10 protein-coding genes, 3 tRNA genes and 3 rRNA genes are annotated in these 17572 nt (G+C 59.6%); 3 read left to right on the top strand and 13 right to left on the bottom strand.

All coding sequences use genetic code 11. From position 1 onward, the window contains the following. Positions 1 to 27: 27 nt before the first annotated feature. The 8 genes from ABGT73_RS13185 to ABGT73_RS13150 all read right to left on the bottom strand — a co-directional run bounded on the left by ABGT73_RS13185 (position 28) and on the right by ABGT73_RS13150 (position 7425). On the bottom strand, positions 28 to 318 hold the full coding sequence (locus ABGT73_RS13185) for a plasmid segregation centromere-binding protein ParR (RefSeq protein ID WP_346670116.1): 291 nt from the start codon (positions 316 to 318) through the stop codon (positions 28 to 30). Next, the gene (locus ABGT73_RS13180; protein ID WP_346670115.1) at positions 315 to 1241 is read right to left on the bottom strand and encodes a ParM/StbA family protein; all 927 of its coding nucleotides are present in this window, start codon (positions 1239 to 1241) and stop codon (positions 315 to 317) included. Before ABGT73_RS13180 ends, ABGT73_RS13185 begins: the two co-directional genes overlap by 4 nt. A gap of 413 nt (positions 1242 to 1654) precedes the next feature. Beyond that, positions 1655 to 1730: transfer RNA gene (locus ABGT73_RS13175), tRNA-Lys, on the bottom strand. Between the two features lie 268 nt (positions 1731 to 1998). Then, positions 1999 to 2115, bottom strand: a 5S ribosomal RNA gene (gene rrf, locus ABGT73_RS13170). 96 nt (positions 2116 to 2211) lie between these two features. After that, a 23S ribosomal RNA gene (locus ABGT73_RS13165) occupies positions 2212 to 5044 on the bottom strand. A gap of 427 nt (positions 5045 to 5471) precedes the next feature. After that, positions 5472 to 5548: transfer RNA gene (locus ABGT73_RS13160), tRNA-Ile, on the bottom strand. Positions 5549 to 5551: 3 nt separating this feature from the next. Further along, positions 5552 to 5627, bottom strand: a tRNA-Ala gene (locus tag ABGT73_RS13155). 269 nt (positions 5628 to 5896) lie between these two features. Then, positions 5897 to 7425 (bottom strand): 16S ribosomal RNA (locus ABGT73_RS13150). The 16S, 23S and 5S rRNA genes sit together here with 3 tRNA genes alongside, the layout of an rRNA operon. Positions 7426 to 7957: 532 nt before the next feature. On the opposite strand from ABGT73_RS13150, the gene ABGT73_RS13145 reads away from it, so the two are divergent. Continuing rightward, entirely contained in the window at positions 7958 to 8737 is a 780-nt protein-coding gene (locus ABGT73_RS13145; protein ID WP_346670114.1) for a type III pantothenate kinase, read from the top strand. A 15-nt stretch (positions 8738 to 8752) separates the two neighbouring features. After that, on the top strand, positions 8753 to 9469 hold the full coding sequence (locus tag ABGT73_RS13140) for a hypothetical protein (protein WP_346670113.1): 717 nt from the start codon (positions 8753 to 8755) through the stop codon (positions 9467 to 9469). Between the two features lie 357 nt (positions 9470 to 9826). Here the strand turns inward: ABGT73_RS13140 and ABGT73_RS13135 are convergent, their stop codons facing one another. From ABGT73_RS13135 to ABGT73_RS13120, 4 genes are read right to left on the bottom strand one after another with little or no spacing between them, the layout of a single operon-like run. Continuing rightward, entirely contained in the window at positions 9827 to 10111 is a 285-nt protein-coding gene (locus tag ABGT73_RS13135; RefSeq protein ID WP_346670112.1) for an acylphosphatase, read from the bottom strand. Beyond that, positions 10108 to 12675, bottom strand: coding sequence for a heavy metal translocating P-type ATPase (locus ABGT73_RS13130; RefSeq protein WP_346670111.1), 2568 nt, complete (start codon positions 12673 to 12675; stop codon positions 10108 to 10110). Before ABGT73_RS13130 ends, ABGT73_RS13135 begins: the two co-directional genes overlap by 4 nt. A gap of 54 nt (positions 12676 to 12729) precedes the next feature. Beyond that, positions 12730 to 13650 (bottom strand): tRNA glutamyl-Q(34) synthetase GluQRS, encoded by a 921-nt coding sequence (gene gluQRS / locus ABGT73_RS13125; RefSeq protein WP_346670110.1) that lies wholly within the window; start codon positions 13648 to 13650, stop codon positions 12730 to 12732. Then, positions 13647 to 14945, bottom strand: a complete 1299-nt coding sequence (locus tag ABGT73_RS13120; RefSeq protein ID WP_346670109.1) for a M18 family aminopeptidase — start codon at positions 14943 to 14945, stop codon at positions 13647 to 13649. Before ABGT73_RS13120 ends, gluQRS begins: the two co-directional genes overlap by 4 nt. Before the next feature lie 169 nt (positions 14946 to 15114). On the opposite strand from ABGT73_RS13120, the gene ABGT73_RS13115 reads away from it, so the two are divergent. After that, positions 15115 to 15627, top strand: a complete 513-nt coding sequence (locus ABGT73_RS13115; RefSeq protein ID WP_346670108.1) for a hypothetical protein — start codon at positions 15115 to 15117, stop codon at positions 15625 to 15627. 120 nt (positions 15628 to 15747) lie between these two features. Here the strand turns inward: ABGT73_RS13115 and ABGT73_RS13110 are convergent, their stop codons facing one another. Then, positions 15748 to 17463: an ammonium transporter gene (locus ABGT73_RS13110; RefSeq protein ID WP_346670107.1), complete on the bottom strand. Its 1716-nt coding sequence runs from the start codon at positions 17461 to 17463 to the stop codon at positions 15748 to 15750. Positions 17464 to 17572 lie beyond the last annotated feature (109 nt).

The following is a 17572-nucleotide window of genomic DNA, read 5'->3' as shown; positions in this document are numbered from 1 at the left end:
TTTGTACCGCCGCTGCAACGCGGAGAACTATTCGGGGGCGTCCTGTTGCAAAGCAGAGAAAAATTCCAGCGTTGCGCTGGGCACTGCCTTCTTCGGCTTCGGTTCCGCGGGCACTGCGGTGACTTGGATTTTACCAAGTTCCTCTTTCAGCACCTTGCGCAGTTCTTTTTGCACCGCGGCTCGATCATCGGATTTGAGGATGCAGGCCGCCAGATAGGCGCTGCGCTCACCCGCAGGCTGCGCCTGCAGCAGCTGCCACGCGCGGCGCTGTGCCGGGTCGCGCAGGTTGGGCCGGAAGACGAACTGCGGGCGATTCACCCTTGCGCGTCATCGCCCCAAAGCGCGGCCACAGCGCGCTCATACCCCTGGGCGTTGACACGGTCGTCCAGCAGCGTCACAGTGCGGCACAGGCCGTCACTGGGGCGAATGTGGCGGCTCACGACCGACGCGCCGCCGCCCATCATGACGACGGGGAGCGCGTGGTAGTCAAAGCCCGCTTCCAGCACCGCAGAGAGAAGCCGTTCGGTGTAAAGCCGGCCCTGCTCGCGGATGAGGCTGCGCACCGTTTCCTCCAGGCTACAGGAGCGGCCCGCCAGCACCTGCTCGATCTGCGCATCGGTCAGGGACAGGCCTGTGTTCTGCCGCACCCGCTCCCGCACCTCGTCGATGCAGCGGATCATGCCGAATTCCAGGCTGTGGCAGGTGTCGATGATCGGCCGCCCGTTGTCGATGCGCATGAGATCCACCGTCCAACCGCCGATGTCGAGCAACAGCAGGGAGGGCTCGTCTGCCAGCAGGTCAGGCTGCGTCATGAGCGCGGTGAAGCCCTGGGGGAAAAGCAGCACATCCTCAATGGTGATGCGGTATTTCTTGCCCTCATAGCTAAATTCCGTCGGCTGGCCCGCGTTGCGGAGCAGATATTTTCGGAACGCGGGCTTTTCCCAGCCGTAGCTGGTCAGGGGCAGCCCCGCCGCGATGGTGACACTTCCCTCACGGGGTGCACCGCGAGCCTGCAGTTCCTGCGCGATGGCCGCCAGCGTCAGCAGGTAGTAGTTGTCGTTGGCGGTTTTGTCGCGCTGGATCGGCTGCCGCCCGCTGCCACAAACAAAAAAGCACCCGCCGAACGTGAGCACGTTCTGGCGGGTGTACGGTTCGCGGTCGCCGAAGGGCGTAATGCCGGCCGGAAAGGAACAGTTGCGGGTCTTGATGGCGTAGTAACCGTGGTCGATACCAAGAATCATGGTGTCCTCGCTTTCTGTGTATGGGATGTGTGCGAATCTATCTACAAGGCCAGGAAATTATTCCCAGCCGGGTAGCAACTAGAAAAAACAAAAAAAGGCCCGGCTTCCGGTTTACAGCCGGAAGCCGGGCCCTGTTTGACATACCTTTCAAACCGTGATAAGATTTGCAGCGTCACTGTTTGCACTGCCTATGTATTCGGCAGGAGGTGATGTCCGTTTGACATTTGACCAAATCATCCTTTTATTGACCATGATCGGTGCCAGCATTTATGCAACCGCTTCTCTGACAATAAAGGTTTTGGAATATCTGCAAAAGAAAAAGGACTGATGTCCAACCATCAGTCCTCATCCGCGCACTGCTTACAGTGACACCCAATCAAAACAGCCAGCAGAAAGGTTCTGCTGGCTGTTTTTGGTGCACCATCGGGGACTCGAACCCAGGACCCACTGATTAAGAGTCAGTTGCTCTACCAACTGAGCTAATGGTGCATAGCAGGATTTTCCGCGTTGCTGCGTCGAATCCTTTTTGAATAGCTTGGCTGGTTCCCTGCTTTAGTATTGGCTACTAACGCTACCAACTGAGCTAATGGTGCTTATGAGGATTTTCGGCGATACAGCGTCAAATCCTATTTTGAATAGTTCAGCGGCTTCTAGCTTTAGTATTGGCTACTAACGCTACCAGCTGAGCTAATGGTGCATATAAAAGCAAACTCCGGACCGGGCCCAAGGCTCGGCCCGGAGGCTGCTTTTTAAGAGAAGCCGGCATCTACCTATTTTCACAGGCCGTCTCCAGCCAACTATCTTCGGCACAAGTGAGCTTAACTTCTGTGTTCGGAATGGGAACAGGTGGAACCTCACCGTCATCGACACCGGCCATGCACATGACCTTGTCATCTGCTTCTCTTTTGTTGAGGATGTACCCTCAAAACTGAATATCGAACTGCTTGCAAACAGAGTATCTGATCAAGATGGGGTCAAGCCCTCGACCTATTAGTACACGCTTGCTGAATGGCTCGCGCCACTTACACATTGTGCCTATCAACCTTGTAGTCTTCAAGGGGTCTTACCTGATTGACTCAGTGGGATATCTTATCTTAAGGCCGGCTTCACGCTTAGATGCTTTCAGCGTTTATCCGATCCGAACATAGCTGCCCAGCTGTGCCACTGGCGTGACAACTGGTGCACCAGAGGTTCGTCCATCCCGGTCCTCTCGTACTAGGGACAGCGCCTTTCAAATATCCTGCGCCCACGACAGATAGGGACCGAACTGTCTCACGACGTTCTGAACCCAGCTCGCGTACCGCTTTAATTGGCGAACAGCCAAACCCTTGGGACCGAATTCAGCCCCAGGATGCGATGAGCCGACATCGAGGTGCCAAACCTCCCCGTCGATGTGGACTCTTGGGGGAGATCAGCCTGTTATCCCCAGGGTAACTTTTATCCGTTGAGCGATGGCATTTCCACTCACATACCACCGGATCACTAACTCCGACTTTCGTCTCTGCTCGACCCGTCAGTCTCGCAGTCAGGCTCGTTTATGCGTTTGCACTCTTTCATCTGGTTTCCGTCCAGATCGAACGAACCTTTGAACGCCTCCGCTACATTTTAGGAGGCGACCGCCCCAGTCAAACTGCCCACCTGACAATGTCCCCCGCCCTGATTCAAGGGCGCAGGTTAGAATTCCAATGTCGCAAGGATGGTATCCCAACGTCCGCTCCACAGAAGCCAAAGCTCCTGCTTCCCAGCGTCCCATCTATCCTGTGCATGCAACACCGAAACCCAATATCAGGCTACAGTAAAGCTCCATGGGGTCTTTCCGTCTTGTCGCGGGAAACCGGCATCTTCACCGGTACTACAATTTCGCCGGGCGGGCTGTTGAGACAGTGCCCAGATCATTACGCCTTTCATGCGGGTCAGAACTTACCTGACAAGGAATTTCGCTACCTTAGGACCGTTATAGTTACGGCCGCCGTTCACTGGGGCTTCAATTCAATGCTTGCACATCTCCTTTTAACCTTCCAGCACCGGGCAGGCGTCAGCTCGTATACGTCATCTTTCGATTTAGCACAAACCTGTGTTTTTGGTAAACAGTTGCCTGGGCCTATTCTCTGCGGCTCACTCTCGTGAGCACCCCTTATTCCGAAGTTACGGGGTCAACTTGCCGAGTTCCTTAACAACCCTTCTCCCGTTGGCCTTAGAATCTTCTTCCTACCTACCTGTGTCGGTTTGCGGTACGGGCACCTTAGATATACACGCAGCTTTTCTCGCCTCTCATTCAGCCAGACTTCGGTACTAAATTTCCCTCGATCACTACCGGAACCAACACCCGGCTCTGACCTTCAAAAAGTGTCCCTGCGCTTAAATCTTTCGGTGGGGACGGAATCTCTACCGTCTGTGCATCGGCTACGCCTTTCGGCCTCACCTTAGCTCCCGCCTAACTTGGAGCGGACGAACCTTCCTCCAAAAACCTGAGGTTTCCGGCCATGCAGATTCTCACTGCATTCGCGCTACTCATTCCGGCATTCTCACTTCTGTACACTCCACGACCGCTTACGCTATCGTTTCTCCGCGTACACAACGCTCCCCTACCCCGCACCTTACGGTGCAGCCTAAGCTTCGGTTTGTATCTTAGCCCCGTTAAATTTTCCGCGCAAAGACGCTCGACCAGTGAGCTATTACGCACTCTTTAAATGAGTGGCTGCTTCTGAGCCAACATCCTGGTTGTCTGTGTATTTTCACATCGTTTTCCACTTAGATACAATTTGGGACCTTAGCTGTAGATCTGGGCTGTTTCCCTTTTGACAATGAGATTTATCTCACACTGTCTGACTCCCATGCATCGATATTCCGGCATTCTTAGTTTGATAGGCTTCGCTACCCTCTCGGGCGCTAGGCCATTCAGTGCTTTACCTCCGGGTATCTAACATGAGGCTAGCCCTAAAGCTATTTCGGGGAGAACCAGCTATCTCCGAGTTCGATTGGAATTTCTCCGCTACCCACAATTCATCCGCCGCCTTTTCAACGGAGGTCGGTTCGGCCCTCCATGAAATTTTACTTTCACTTCAGCCTGATCATGGGTAGGTCACCCGGTTTCGGGCCCATTGCACGCTACTTAAACGCCCTATTCAGACTCGCTCTCGCTACGCCTCCGCACCTGAAGTGCTTAAGCTTGCAACGTACAATCGCTCGCCGGACCGTTCTACAAAAAGTACCATATCACACGTTGATGTGCTCTATGTGCTTGTAGGCACAAGGTTTCAGGTTCTTTTTCACTCCCCTCCCGGGGTCCTTTTCACCTTTCCTTCACAGTACTATACGCTATCGGTCACTGGGTAGTATTTAGGGTTGGAGGGTGGTCCCCCCATCTTCCGACCAGGTTTCACGTGTCTGGCCGTACTCTGGAACTCGCGCAGCCCTCGCCGTTTTCGCCTACGTGTCTCTCACACTCTCCGGATGGCTTTCCCACACCATTCGGCTAACAGCTTGGGTCCTAAAAGCGGTCCGTACCCCGGAAGGATTTCTCCTTCCGGTTTGCCCTCTTCCGCGTTCGCTCGCCACTACTAACGGAATCTCGGTTGATGTCTCTTCCTCGCCCTACTTAGATGTTTCAGTTCAGGCGGTTCCCCTCCTGCACCTATGGATTCAGTGCAGGATACCGAAGTATGAGCTTCGGTGAGTTTCCTCATTCAGAAATCCCTGGATCAAAGGATGTTTGCTCCTCCCCAAGGCTTATCGCAGCTTACCACGTCTTTCATCGGCTCCCAGTGCCAAGGCATTCTCCTTGCGCCCTTTGTAGCTTGACCGTTGTTTATCTCTCGATAAACATATCTCTTTTCAGATTCTCCATTTGCCAACGAGATTTTACGATGTTTCGCAATTTTTTCGAAGAAAAAATTCCAGAAGCATCGTATGTCGCCGAATTGATTCCTTTGAACCAGTGGCGACTACCGCTTGGTGAAATCATAGATTTTATAAAAAATCAGGAATTTTACTAGCTTAAAATCTCATTTCGCAGTTCTATATTCAGTTTTCAAGGTACATCTGTCCTTCGGACATCTGTCCGCCTCGCTTGCGCGATGCGGTGTACATCCATCCGTTGGACTCGACCATCGACAGGAGGGTTATGCTCACAAAAACGCGCTCTCGAAGGGGCTTGTTTTTGTTCGCAAACCTTCAGGTCTGCGGTCTCGCATAAGGAATTGTGGGTTACCCAGCGCACTGGATAACCAGTGGTGGGCTGAAATGGACTCGAACCATCGACCTCTCGGTTATCAGCCGAGTGCTCTAACCAGCTGAGCTATCAGCCCAAATGGTGGAGATAAAGGGATTCGAACCCTTGACCCCCTGCTTGCAAAGCAGGTGCTCTCCCAACTGAGCTATACCCCCGCGCCTTTATCAGCGTTTCGGGTTTCGCTGTCCCTTATGCTTTTTTGAGGTATCCATCGCAGAATCTACTTCCATCAAGCCACCTGTTCGGTGGCCGATCTGGTAGGTTCGGCTCCGCTTGCGCTTCGCCGCCTGCTGCATCGCGCCTTGCGCGATTCCGAATCATAGATTCGGAGGCATCAGGATCCCTCAAAATTGAACAATACTGAAACTTGTTTCCCTGTCCATCCACTCAAAGACCAGCTTTGACTGAATGTCTGACTCCCTAGAAAGGAGGTGATCCAGCCGCACCTTCCGATACGGCTACCTTGTTACGACTTCACCCCAATCACCAGTTTTACCTTCGGCGGCGTCCTCCTTGCGGTTAGACTACCGACTTCGGGTCCCCCCGGCTCTCATGGTGTGACGGGCGGTGTGTACAAGGCCCGGGAACGTATTCACCGCGGCATGCTGATCCGCGATTACTAGCAATTCCGACTTCATGCAGGCGAGTTGCAGCCTGCAATCTGAACTGAGACGTTGTTTTTGAGTTTTGCTCCACCTCGCGGTCTTGCTTCTCTTTGTTAAACGCCATTGTAGTACGTGTGTAGCCCAGGTCATAAAGGGCATGATGATTTGACGTCATCCCCACCTTCCTCCGTTTTGTCAACGGCAGTCTCGCCAGAGTCCTCTTGCGTAGTAACTGGCAATAAGGGTTGCGCTCGTTGCGGGACTTAACCCAACATCTCACGACACGAGCTGACGACAACCATGCACCACCTGTCTCGATGTCCCGAAGGACTTCATGCATCTCTGCACTATGCATCGGATGTCAAGACCTGGTAAGGTTCTTCGCGTTGCTTCGAATTAAACCACATACTCCACTGCTTGTGCGGGCCCCCGTCAATTCCTTTGAGTTTCAACCTTGCGGTCGTACTCCCCAGGTGGATTACTTATTGTGTTAACTGCGGCACTGAAGGGGTCAATCCTCCAACACCTAGTAATCATCGTTTACGGTATGGACTACCAGGGTATCTAATCCTGTTTGCTACCCATACTTTCGAGCCTCAGCGTCAGTTGGTGCCCAGTAGGTCGCCTTCGCCACTGGTGTTCCTCCCGATATCTACGCATTCCACCGCTACACCGGGAATTCCACCTACCTCTGCACTACTCAAGGCCAGCAGTTTTGAAAGCAATTTATGGGTTGAGCCCATAGATTTCACTTCCAACTTGCCGGTCCGCCTGCGCTCCCTTTACACCCAGTAATTCCGGACAACGCTTGCACCCTACGTTTTACCGCGGCTGCTGGCACGTAGTTAGCCGGTGCTTTCTTGTTAGGTACCGTCAGAATTCGTCCCTAACGACAGGAGTTTACAATCCGAAAACCTTCTTCCTCCACGCGGCGTCGCTGCATCAGGGTTTCCCCCATTGTGCAATATCCCCCACTGCTGCCTCCCGTAGGAGTCTGGGCCGTGTCTCAGTCCCAATGTGGCCGTTCAACCTCTCAGTCCGGCTACCAATCGTCGCCTTGGTGGGCCGTTACCTCACCAACTAGCTAATTGGACGCGAGTCCATCCTGAAGCGAATAAATCCTTTTCCCTCAGCCCGATGCCAGGCCGTGGGCTTATGCGGTATTAGCAGTCGTTTCCAACTGTTGTCCCCCACTCCAGGGCAGGTTACTCACGCGTTACTCACCCGTTCGCCACTAAGTTAATCCAAAATCCATCCGAAAACTTCATTCGGATCAACTCCGTTCGACTTGCATGTGTTAGGCGCGCCGCCAGCGTTCGTCCTGAGCCAGGATCAAACTCTTTATAAAATGGTATTAAATCACTTTATAAGTGTTTAATCTTGTAAATCACTCAGACACAATCGCTTGCGTCCTGTTTGAATTACTTGTAATTTGGAATTGATTTACGTGGGTTTCCAAACCCACGATAAGGTTCCACAAGTTTCAGTTTTGTTCAATTTTCAAGGTCCTGCTCGCTGTTCGCATCTCGCGCTACAGCCTATTTATTATATCTCATGAAGTTCGCTTTGTCAAGAACTTTTTTGAGATTTTTTTGAAGTTTTTTCGGAAACCAAGCTTCCGAAAAGCCTTCAAAGGCTGTTGTTATGCGGTTTTCAGCGGCTGTCTGTGTCGCTCTCGCGCCGGACAGCTTGACTATAATACCACCCCGTAAAGCGTTTGTCAACACCTTTTTTCAATTTTTTTGACAAATTTTGCGGGCGATTTTTGGTTAAACCGTATATCGTGGTTTTTTGCGGTTTTGCTCCCAGGTATGGGGGTGCTTGCATTTTCCTTCTTATTATAATAGTATAAAAGCATCCTAGAGAAAAGAGGCACCGCCATGATCCTGGCTTTGAATATCGGAAACTCCAACATCACCTTCGGTTCCTATACCAGGGACGGCAAGCTGGTGTTTTCCTCCCGGCTGTTTGCCGACACGGCTTTGAGCAGCGACGAACTGGTCTACAAGATGGTGAACATGCTGGCCTTGTACGGCGCCGAGCCCCGGGAAGTCACCGACGTGATCTTTTCCAGCGTGGTGCCGGCGCTGACCCCCCGCATGCGGGAGGCGCTGCACAAGATGTGCGAGGCCCCCGTGATGGAGGTGGGCCCCGGGCTGAAGAGCGGGGTGCGCATCCGGATGGACAACCCCGCCCAGCTGGGTGGCGAGCTGCTCTGTGCCGTGGTGGGGGCCTTGCAGCGGCACACGCCGCCGCTGGTGGTGGCCAACTTTGATACCGCCATCTCCATGCTGGCGGTGGACGGCGACGGGGCGCTGATCGGCGGGGCCATCCTGCCGGGGCCCCAGATGGCGCTGGCGGCGCTGGTGAAGAACACCGCCCAGCTGCCCCAGGTGGAGCTGGACGCAAAACCCAAACGGATGGTGGGCGCCAACACGGCGGACTGCCTGCACAGCGGCATGGTGCACGGCACGGCGGCCATGGTGGACGGCATGGTGGAGAACTTCCGTGAAGCTCTGCACGCCCCCGAAGCGCCGCTGGTGGCCACCGGCACGCTGCCCCGCAGCGTGCGGGCTGCCTGCCGCACGGCCATCGACTACCGGGACACCCTGGTGCTGGACGGGCTGTACACCATCTGGCAGCGCAACGCGCGGCGGTAAAAGGAGGGTCTTGCCATGGAGATCGGGCAGAATTCCGTTCACTACGACCCCGAAACGAAAGAATTGCGGGTCGTCACCTGCTACAACAAGCTGCAGTACAAGACGCTTTGGCTCCAGGACCCCTTCCTGCGCTCTATGCGGTATCTGCTCTACACGAAGGACCCCGAGGCGGCCGGTCTGCCGGCGCTGCGGGGCTTCTGGGTGTATTTCTGGGTTTTGCGGCTGATGGTGCTGGTGGCGGCGCTCTACCTGTTGAGCCGCGGGCTGTACTATTTCAGCATCCCATCCGGGTGGTTTTCGGGCGCTTTGATGACGGGCGCTTCCCTTGCGCTGTTTTTCTGGGTGGTGCGGCTGCGGGCCCTCTGGATGGGCAGCTACAACAAAATGATCCACCGTACCAAGGTGCCCAAGGCCTTCCGCTTCACCTGGGAGGCCATCGACCAGGGCTTTGCGGACCGGCCGGTGTTCCGGCAGGAAGTGGTCCTCACGCCGGAGGGCTACACGCTGAACACCCCCTATCCCGGGCTGCCCACCTTCCAGTGCCGCCGGGGCGAGTACTTCATCCGGGTGGTGCAGGACGAGGGGGATGTCTACTTTTTGCAGTTCAAGGACCGGGGGAGCGCCAAGGCGGGGTATATCTCCCCTGCCGGGCTGCACTTTGCCAGGAGCAGCTATACCGACGCCGACTGGTCCGCCCTGCTGGGGGCCCTGCGGGAACTTACGTATCTGTGATCTTATTATAATAGTAACAAACCGGCATGGCCAGACGGCCATGCCGGTTTGTTTTGTAATGGATTCCCCCGCGGGAGGGCGGTTCCGGGAACACGGCGGGGTCAAGACCCCGCCCTACAGGCGGTATCCCGGTAAGGGGTTGTGATGTTGCCGCTGCCGCCCGATGAAGCCAGCGCGCGGGTCTTGCCGCCGCTGCCCTTCCCCGGACATGTGGTTGGAGTTTCTTCGGTTCCTTCTTTGCAAAGAAGCCTTACCGTTGCCGCCCGATGAAGGCAGCGCGCGGACTTTGCCTCTACCGCTCCCTCCCGGACAATCGGTTAAAATTTCTTTGGTTACTTTCTTTATAAAGAAAGTAACTCAGTCCCCGCTGCGCTCCGAAAAACCGTACTCGTGTTCCTCCAGGGGGATGTTCTTCACCGTCATGTTCTCGATGCGCCCCCAGCGGCAGGTCCGCTCGATCATGGGCACCAGCCTGTCCAGCTGTGCCGGTTCGCCCTGGGCCTCCAGGGTGACGCTGCCGTCCCAGTTGTTGGCCACCCAGCCCGTCAGGCCCAGATTCTGGGCCGCACAGGAGGAAAAATACCGGAACCCTACCCCCTGCACCCGGCCCTCGAACCGCCAGCGCCGCCGTACCGCGCTCATCCTTCGATGCCCGTGACGGTGTAGTCCTTTGCCTCCACCGCGGCCTTCAGGGCAGCATCGTCCACCGCATGGGTCAGGGTCACCACCGCCGTGCCCGCCTCGTGGCTGACATCGGCAGAGGCCACCCCGTCCAGCGCCTCCAGCGCCTTCTTCACGGTGGCTTCGCAGTGGGCACACATCATGCCCTCAATATGCATGGTTTTCGTCATGGTTTTTACCTCCTGTTGGGGTCGTACCGGGCAGGCCTCCGTGCAGGCCGGGGCCTGGCGGGACGGTGCCTTGTGCTTGGGCGGCGCGTCGTGACCGGCGTCGCGGGGATCAAAGGTGTTGAGCCGCAGGGCGTTGGCCACCACACAGACGCTGGAAAGGCTCATGGCCGCCGCGGCAATCATGGGATTCAGGGTAATGCCCAGCCCCGTGAAGATGCCCGCTGCCAGCGGAATGCAGATGGCGTTGTAGAAAAACGCCCAGAAGAGGTTTTCGTGGATGTTGCGCACCACGGCCCGGGAGAGCCGCACCGCGGCCGGCACGTCTTCCAGGTCGCTGCGCACCAGCACCACGTCGGCGGCATCCAGGGCCACGTCCGCCCCGGCGCCGATGGCAATGCCGGTCTCGGCCCGGGTCAGGGCGGGGGCATCGTTGATGCCGTCCCCCACCATGGCCACCCGGCCCTTTTTCTGCCAGCGGCGGACTTCCGCCTCCTTGCCGGCGGGCAGCACCCCCGCCACCACATGGCCGGCGTCCAGGCCCACCATGGAGCCGATGTGCCGGGCGGTGGCTTCGTTGTCGCCGGTGAGCAGCACCACGTTGAGGCCCAGGGCCTTCATGCGGGCGATGGCCGCCGCCGAGGTCTTTTTCACCACGTCGGAGACACCGATGACGCCCGCCGGGCTGCCCGCCAGCGAGAAATAGAGCGGCGTGATGCCGTTTTTGCTCATCTTCTCGCCGGCTTCCTCCAGGTCGGGGGGCAGCACGCAGGTGGTGCGGATGAAATCGGCGTTGCCGCCCGCAATGACCTTGCCGGCCACCTTGCCCCGCAGTCCCTGGCCGGGCACCGCCTCAAAGTTGGCCACGGCGGTGTACTTGATCTTGTCGTCCTGGGCCCGCTGGAGGATCGCCCGGGCCAGGGGATGTTCGCTCTGCAGTTCCAGCCCCGCCGCCATGCTGAGCAGGAACTTTTCCGGCACGCGGCGGGTGCCCACGATCTGCACCACACTGGGCTCGCCGGTGGTGATGGTGCCGGTCTTGTCCAGCAGCACCGTGTCGGTGTAGCCGGTGGTTTCAAGACTGGCGGCGGTTTTAAAAAGAATGCCGTGTTTGGCGCCCACGCCGCTGCCCACCATGATGGCCACCGGGGTGGCAAGGCCCAGAGCGCAGGGACAGCTGATGACCAGCACCGAGATGCCCCGGGCCAGCGCCCAGGCGAGGGTCTGGCCCAGCAGCAGCCAGACCAGGAAGGTCACCACCGCGATGGCGATGACGGCAGGCACAAAGATGGCCGATACCTTGTCGGCGGTCTTGGCCAGGGGCGCCTTGGTGGCAGCGGCGTCCCGCACCAGACGGATGACCTGGGAGAGCGTCGTATCCTGGCCCACGCGCTCGGCCCGGCAGGCCAGGGCGCCGTTCTGGTTGATGGTGGCGGCGCTCACCGGGGAACCGGGGAACTTGTCCACCGGCATGCTCTCGCCGGTGAGGGCGGCCTCGTTGACGCTGGACACGCCCTCCGCCACCGTGCCGTCCACCGGGACGGCCTCGCCGGGCTTGACGAAGAAGATGTCCCCCACCGCCACCTCGCTCACCGGCACCGTGACGGCCTTGCCGTCCCGCAATACCGTGGCGGTCTGGGGGGTGAGCTGCATAAGGCTCTTGAGGGCATCGGTGGTGCGGCCCTTGCTGTAGGCTTCCAGCGTCTTGCCCACCGTGATGAGCGTTAAAATCATGGCCGCCGACTCAAAGTAGAGGTCGTGGCGGTACTGGAGCACCATGGCCTCGTCCCCGGCGCCCAGCCCCACCGCCATCATAATCAAAGCAAAGACGCCGTAGACCAGCGCCGCCCCGGCGCCGAGGGAGACCAGGGCGTCCATGCCGGGGGCTTTGGTGCGCAGGCCGTTCCAGCCGCTGATAAAGAATGCCCGGTTGATCCAGCAGACCGGCAGCGTCAGCGCCAGCTGCAAAAGGCCGTAGACCAGCGCCCCGGCCCCGCCCCCTTCCAGGAAAGGCGGCAGCGGCAGACCGATCATATGCCCCATGGAAAGGTACATCAGCGGCACCAGGAAGCAGAGGCTGTGCACCAGCCGCTTTTTCAGGCGGGGGGTATCGGTGTCGTCCAGGGCGCCGTCCAGGGTATCGTCGGCGGGCACCGCACCGTAGCCGGCGGATTCCACCGCCCGGCAGATGCGTTTTTGCAGGGCGGTTTCGTCGGCATCGGGGGCGGTTTCCACCTGCATCGAGTTGGTCAGCAGGCTGACCGACACCGACTGCACGCCGGGCACCGCCGCCACGGCTTTTTCCAGATGACTGGCACAAGCGGCGCAGCTCATGCCGGTGATTTCATAGCGTTGCATCGTGGAGAACTCCTTTTTCTGCAAGAGGGGGCGGTTTGTCAGCCCTTTCCCCCATTAAAACAGGTTTTCCGGCAAAAGGATGTCATGTTTTGGCACCCGCCCCCAGCTGAAATCCGCCACCAGGTCCGCCGGGGCGGCGGGGCGGGGTGCGTCCTGCAAGCCGCAGGCGTAGGCCAGTTTGCCCACCACTTCCTCGGGGGCATACTTTGCCCGCAGGTGTTCGAGGCTCTGGTCGCCGTCCCGCTTGGAGAGCCGCCGTCCGTCGGCGGCCAGCAGCAGGGGCAGGTGGTAAAAGCGGGGGGCCGTCAGGCCCAGTTCCCGGTAGAGCCAGAGCTGCCGCGGCGTGCTGGAGAGCAGGTCACTGCCCCGCACCACCTCGGTGACCCCCATGAGGGCGTCGTCCACGACGACAGCCAGCTGGTAGGCGAACACGCCGTCCGCCCGGCGCAGGTAGAAGTCGCCGCAGTCCCGGGCGAGATTTTCGGCATAATAGCCCATGTGGCCGTCGGTGAAGCCGATGACCTCGTCGGGCACCTGCACCCGCCAGGCGGGGGCGCGGGTCTTCGCCTTTTCGGCCACCTGTTCGGGCGTCAGATTCCGGCAGGTGCCGGCGTAGACCACCTGGCCATCGCTGCGGTGGGGGGCGCTGGCGGCGTGGAGCTGGCTGCGGCTGCAAAAGCAGGGATAGACCAGCCCCCGGTCGGCCAGCTTGTTATAATAATACTGGTAAATTTCCGACCTCTCGCTCTGGTAGAGGGGCGGTTCGGGGCCATCGGCGGCCAGGCCCAGCCACTGCAGATCGTCGATGATGGCATCGGCGTAGACCCGGGGACACCGCAGGGTGTCCAGGTCCTCGATGCGCAGCAGCACCTGACCGCCCTGGCTTTTGGCACTGAGCCAGGCCAGCAGACAGCAGAGCAGATTCCCCAGGTGCATCCGTCCGCTGGGGCTGGGTGCGTAGCGACCGGTGGTCATTCCAGCGTATAGACGCCGTCGCCCAGCGCCCGCAGATGCACCCGGTAGAAGGCCGCCACCGCCCTGACCATGGCCTCGGCGTCGGACACCGCGGCGGTCTCCACAGCGGAGTGCATGGCCAGCTGGGGCAGGCCAATGTCCGCCATGGGGATGGGCAGCGAATGGCTCTGGAGATTGCCCAGCGTGCTGCCGCCCGCCTCGTCGGCGCGGTTCGAGAAGGTCTGCACCTTGACGCCGGCCTTCTCGCAGATGGCCCGGAAGATACCGCCGCTCAGGGCGTTGGTCGTATATTTCTGGCTGGCGTTGTATTTGAGCAGCACGCCGCCCCCCAGCCGCACGGGAGCCGCCGGGTCGCTCTTGGCCGGGAAGTTGGGATGGGTGGCGTGGCCGTTGTCGGCGCTGAGCAGAAAGCTGTTGGCCAGCGCCCGGTGTTCCATCTGGGCGCTGTGGGGGATGGATTCCAGAATCCGGTCCAGCACGTCCCGCAGGAAGCTGCTCTGGGCGCCCTGCCGGCTGGAGGAACCCACCTCCTCGTTATCGAGCATCGCCCAGACGGGGGCGCAGGCGCTGTCCGTCTCGGCGGAAGCGTCGATGAAGCCCAGCAGGGTGGTGGCGGCGCATTCCAGGTCGTCGATGCGGGGGGCCATGAAGTACTCCCCGTCGGGGCCGATCTGGGTGGGGGCCTGGCGGGTCACCAGCTGGAGATCCCGGTCGAGGATGTCCCCTTCCTCCACCCCCAGCTCCTCACAGAGCAGGTCGGTGAGGGTGCGGCCCGCCTCGGGGCCCCACAGGGGCTGCATGTCGATCTGGGGGTTGTACTCGTGGCCCTTGTTCACGTTGCGCTGCATGTGGATGGCCAGGGACGGAATCACCAGGAGGTCCCGGTCAAAGTGGACAAGGCGGGTCTCCACCCCGTCGGCGGTGCGCACCAGCACCCGGCCGGCCACCGTCAGGGGGCGGTCCAGCCAGGAGGCCATATTCATGCCGCCGTAGCCCTCCACGCTCAGGCGGCGGCAGCCGTCATTCGTCACGGCGTCGGACTTGATCTTCCAGCCCGGGGCGTCGCTGTGGCTGGCCGTGATGCGCCACCCGCCGATGGCATGGGCGGGAATGCGCCAGGCCACCACGGCGGAACCGTTGCGCAGGAGGTAGTACCCCTTGCCCGGTTCCAGGTTCCAGTAGTCGGCCTCCTCCAGACGGGTGAAGCCCGCCGCGTCCAGCCAGGCCGCCGCCGTGGCCGCCGCATGGTAGGGGGTCACGCCCTCCTGCAAAAATTCAAACAGATCGTCGATCATACGTCAATTTCTCCCTCTCACTCTCCCGGCACGCCACGGCGCCCGGGGTTCTTCCTACATTCTACCGCAAATACCTGCGGCGGGCAAGTTGCAACGGGAGAATTTTCGGGGTATAGTGGTGGCAGGGGCCAGGTGCCCCGCATAGTATGGAAACACGGGAGGGGTTTGTATGAAGGGTAAGATCTGCGGATTGCTGGCGGGGTGTGTGCTGCTGGCGGGCTGTGCCGGGCTGCCGGGGACTTCCGCGGCACAGACGGCTACGGCGGAGAGCGCCCCCGCCTCGGTTCCGGCCGCCACGGCGGAGAGTGCCGCGGCCACCGGCAAGACGCTTACGGTGGTGCTGAACGGCTGCATTGCCTACGAGGTGGACAGTGCGGGCGGCAGCCTGAAGACGGCCATCGCGGCGGCGGACCTGGTGGTCTATCTGGCGGAAGAGGATGTGCCCGCCGATCTGGGGGGCGAGACCGCCGCCTGGCAGCAGAGTCTTGACGAGAGCAGCCAGGCCACGCTGGACGCCAACTGGCCGGGGGTGTACGCCTGCGCCGAGGGCATCTGCCAGGACCTGGACAGCCAGCAGGGGCTGCTGGACGACGCCGGGGTGACGACGGACTTTTCCGCCATGGACCTGACCGACGTGCCGGAACAGCTGGACGTGATGAACGCCGCGCTGACCGGGGAATGAGCGTTCTTTCCTATTATAATAGGAAGGTGACGGTTGCCCCTTTGCGCAAGACAAACCAAAGAGGGACGGCCCCGCGGGGCCGTCCCTCTTTGTGTATGCGATTGTAAATAGAGAGGAAGTTTACTCCACATCCTGCAGGGCCGCGTAGTCCTGCTCGCCGGTGCGGACCTTGACAACCTTCGCCACGTTGTAGACGAAGATCTTGCCGTCGCCGATATGACCGGTGTACAGCGCCTTGGTGGCCGCGTCGATGATGGTCTCCACGGGGATCTTGCTGATGACCACTTCCACCTTGACCTTGGGCAGCAAAGTGGCATCCACTTCGGCGCCGCGGTATTTCTCGCCGCTGCCCTTCTGGAGGCCGCAGCCCATGACCTGGGTGACGGTCATGCCGGTGACGCCCACCTTGTTCAGCGCCTGTTTCAGGGCGTCGAACTTGGCCAGCTGGACGATGATGGAAACCTTGTGCATACCGCTGTCCAGATCAGCAGGCAGCGGAGCCTCCTTCTGGACCTTGACGGCCGCCGCCACCTGGGCGGGGCTGGCCTTGGCGAGATCCTCCTCGCCCAGGTCGGTGTTTTCGTTCACGTCCAGTTCGGCGTAAGTAGCGTCGCTGATGGCGAAGCCGGCGTAAGCGCTGGCCAGGCCGTGTTCATGCATATCCAGGCCGTCGATCTCTTCCTGCTGGGTGACGCGCAGGCCGACGGTCTTCTTGATGAGGGTGAAGATGATGAACATGGCAACCAGGACCCAGACCAGAACGCTGACAACGCCCAGCACCTGGATGCCGAAGAAGGTGAAGCCGTGGCCGTAGAAGACGCCCTGGCTGGTGGAGAACAGGCCGGTGGCGAGAGTGCCCCAGGCACCGTTGACGCAGTGGACGGAGACCGCACCGACGGGGTCATCGATCTTGGCCACGTTGTCGAAGAATTCCACGGAGAAGACCACCAGGACACCGGCAACGATGCCGATGATGGCAGCGCCGAACGGGTCAACCATGTCGCAGCCGGCGGTGATGGCGACGAGGCCGGCCAGCGCGCCGTTGAAGGTCAGGGAGACATCGGGCTTGCCGTAGCGCACCCAGGTGGTGATGAGGGCCGCACAGGTGGCGAGGGCGGCGGCCAGGTTGGTGTTGAAGCAGATGAGGCCGGCGGAGACCATGGTGTCGTCACCGGTCATGGAGACGGTGGAGCCGCCGTTGAAGCCGAACCAGCAGAACCAGAGGATGAAGACGCCGAGGGCCATGGCGGTCAGGTTGTGGCCGGGGATGGCGCGGGCCCTGCCGTCCTTGCCGTACTTGCCGATACGGGGACCCAGCATCCAGGCGCCCAGGCAGGCGGTGACGCCGCCGACGAAGTGGACGGCCGTGGAACCGGCGAAGTCATGGAAGCCCAGCTGGCTCAGCCAGCCTCCGCCCCAGATCCAGTGGCCGGAGATGGGGTAGACGATGAGGCTGATGGCCGCAGAGTAGAGGCAGTAGGCGCTGAACTTGGTGCGCTCTGCCATGGAGCCGGAAACGATGGTGGCGGCGGTGGCGCAGAACACAGTCTGGAACACCACGTAGACCCACAGCGGCAGGCCGCCGAAATCGTAGCTGCCCTGGATGAACGGATCAAAACCGCCGATGAAGGCGCCGGTGCCCGCAAACATCACACCGAAGCCAACCAGCCAGTAGCAGGGCGTGCCGATACAGAAATCCATCATATTCTTCATCAGAATATTGCCGGTATTCTTGGCACGGGTCAGGCCCGCTTCGCAAAGGGCGAAGCCTGCCTGCATGAAGAAGACCATGAACGCCGCAACCAGTGTCCATGTAACGTCTGCCGAGTTGTACATACACATAACCCCTTTCATTACCCCACAAACCGAAAAAAGCGCCGGACAGAGTTTTCTCTGTCCGGCGCCTTTGCCGTTTGTTTCGTTGCGTTTATGCTAGCACACCCTA

The organism is uncultured Subdoligranulum sp. (assembly GCF_963931595.1).
Lineage (GTDB): Bacteria > Bacillota > Clostridia > Oscillospirales > Ruminococcaceae > Gemmiger.
This window is presented reverse-complemented; position numbering and strand designations above follow the sequence as displayed.

Bases quoted from the DNA above. Each gene is read 5' to 3' on its own strand.
- ABGT73_RS13180 (WP_346670115.1), bottom strand. From the start codon at position 1,241: ATGATTCTTGGTATCGACCACGGTTACTACGCCATCAAGACCCGCAAC.
- ABGT73_RS13145 (WP_346670114.1), top strand. From the start codon at position 7,958: ATGATCCTGGCTTTGAATATCGGAAACTCCAACATCACCTTCGGTTCC.
- ABGT73_RS13140 (WP_346670113.1), top strand. From the start codon at position 8,753: ATGGAGATCGGGCAGAATTCCGTTCACTACGACCCCGAAACGAAAGAA.
- ABGT73_RS13135 (WP_346670112.1), bottom strand. From the start codon at position 10,111: ATGAGCGCGGTACGGCGGCGCTGGCGGTTCGAGGGCCGGGTGCAGGGG.
- ABGT73_RS13130 (WP_346670111.1), bottom strand. From the start codon at position 12,675: ATGCAACGCTATGAAATCACCGGCATGAGCTGCGCCGCTTGTGCCAGT.
- gluQRS (WP_346670110.1), bottom strand. From the start codon at position 13,650: ATGACCACCGGTCGCTACGCACCCAGCCCCAGCGGACGGATGCACCTG.
- ABGT73_RS13120 (WP_346670109.1), bottom strand. From the start codon at position 14,945: ATGATCGACGATCTGTTTGAATTTTTGCAGGAGGGCGTGACCCCCTAC.
- ABGT73_RS13115 (WP_346670108.1), top strand. From the start codon at position 15,115: ATGAAGGGTAAGATCTGCGGATTGCTGGCGGGGTGTGTGCTGCTGGCG.
- ABGT73_RS13110 (WP_346670107.1), bottom strand. From the start codon at position 17,463: ATGTACAACTCGGCAGACGTTACATGGACACTGGTTGCGGCGTTCATG.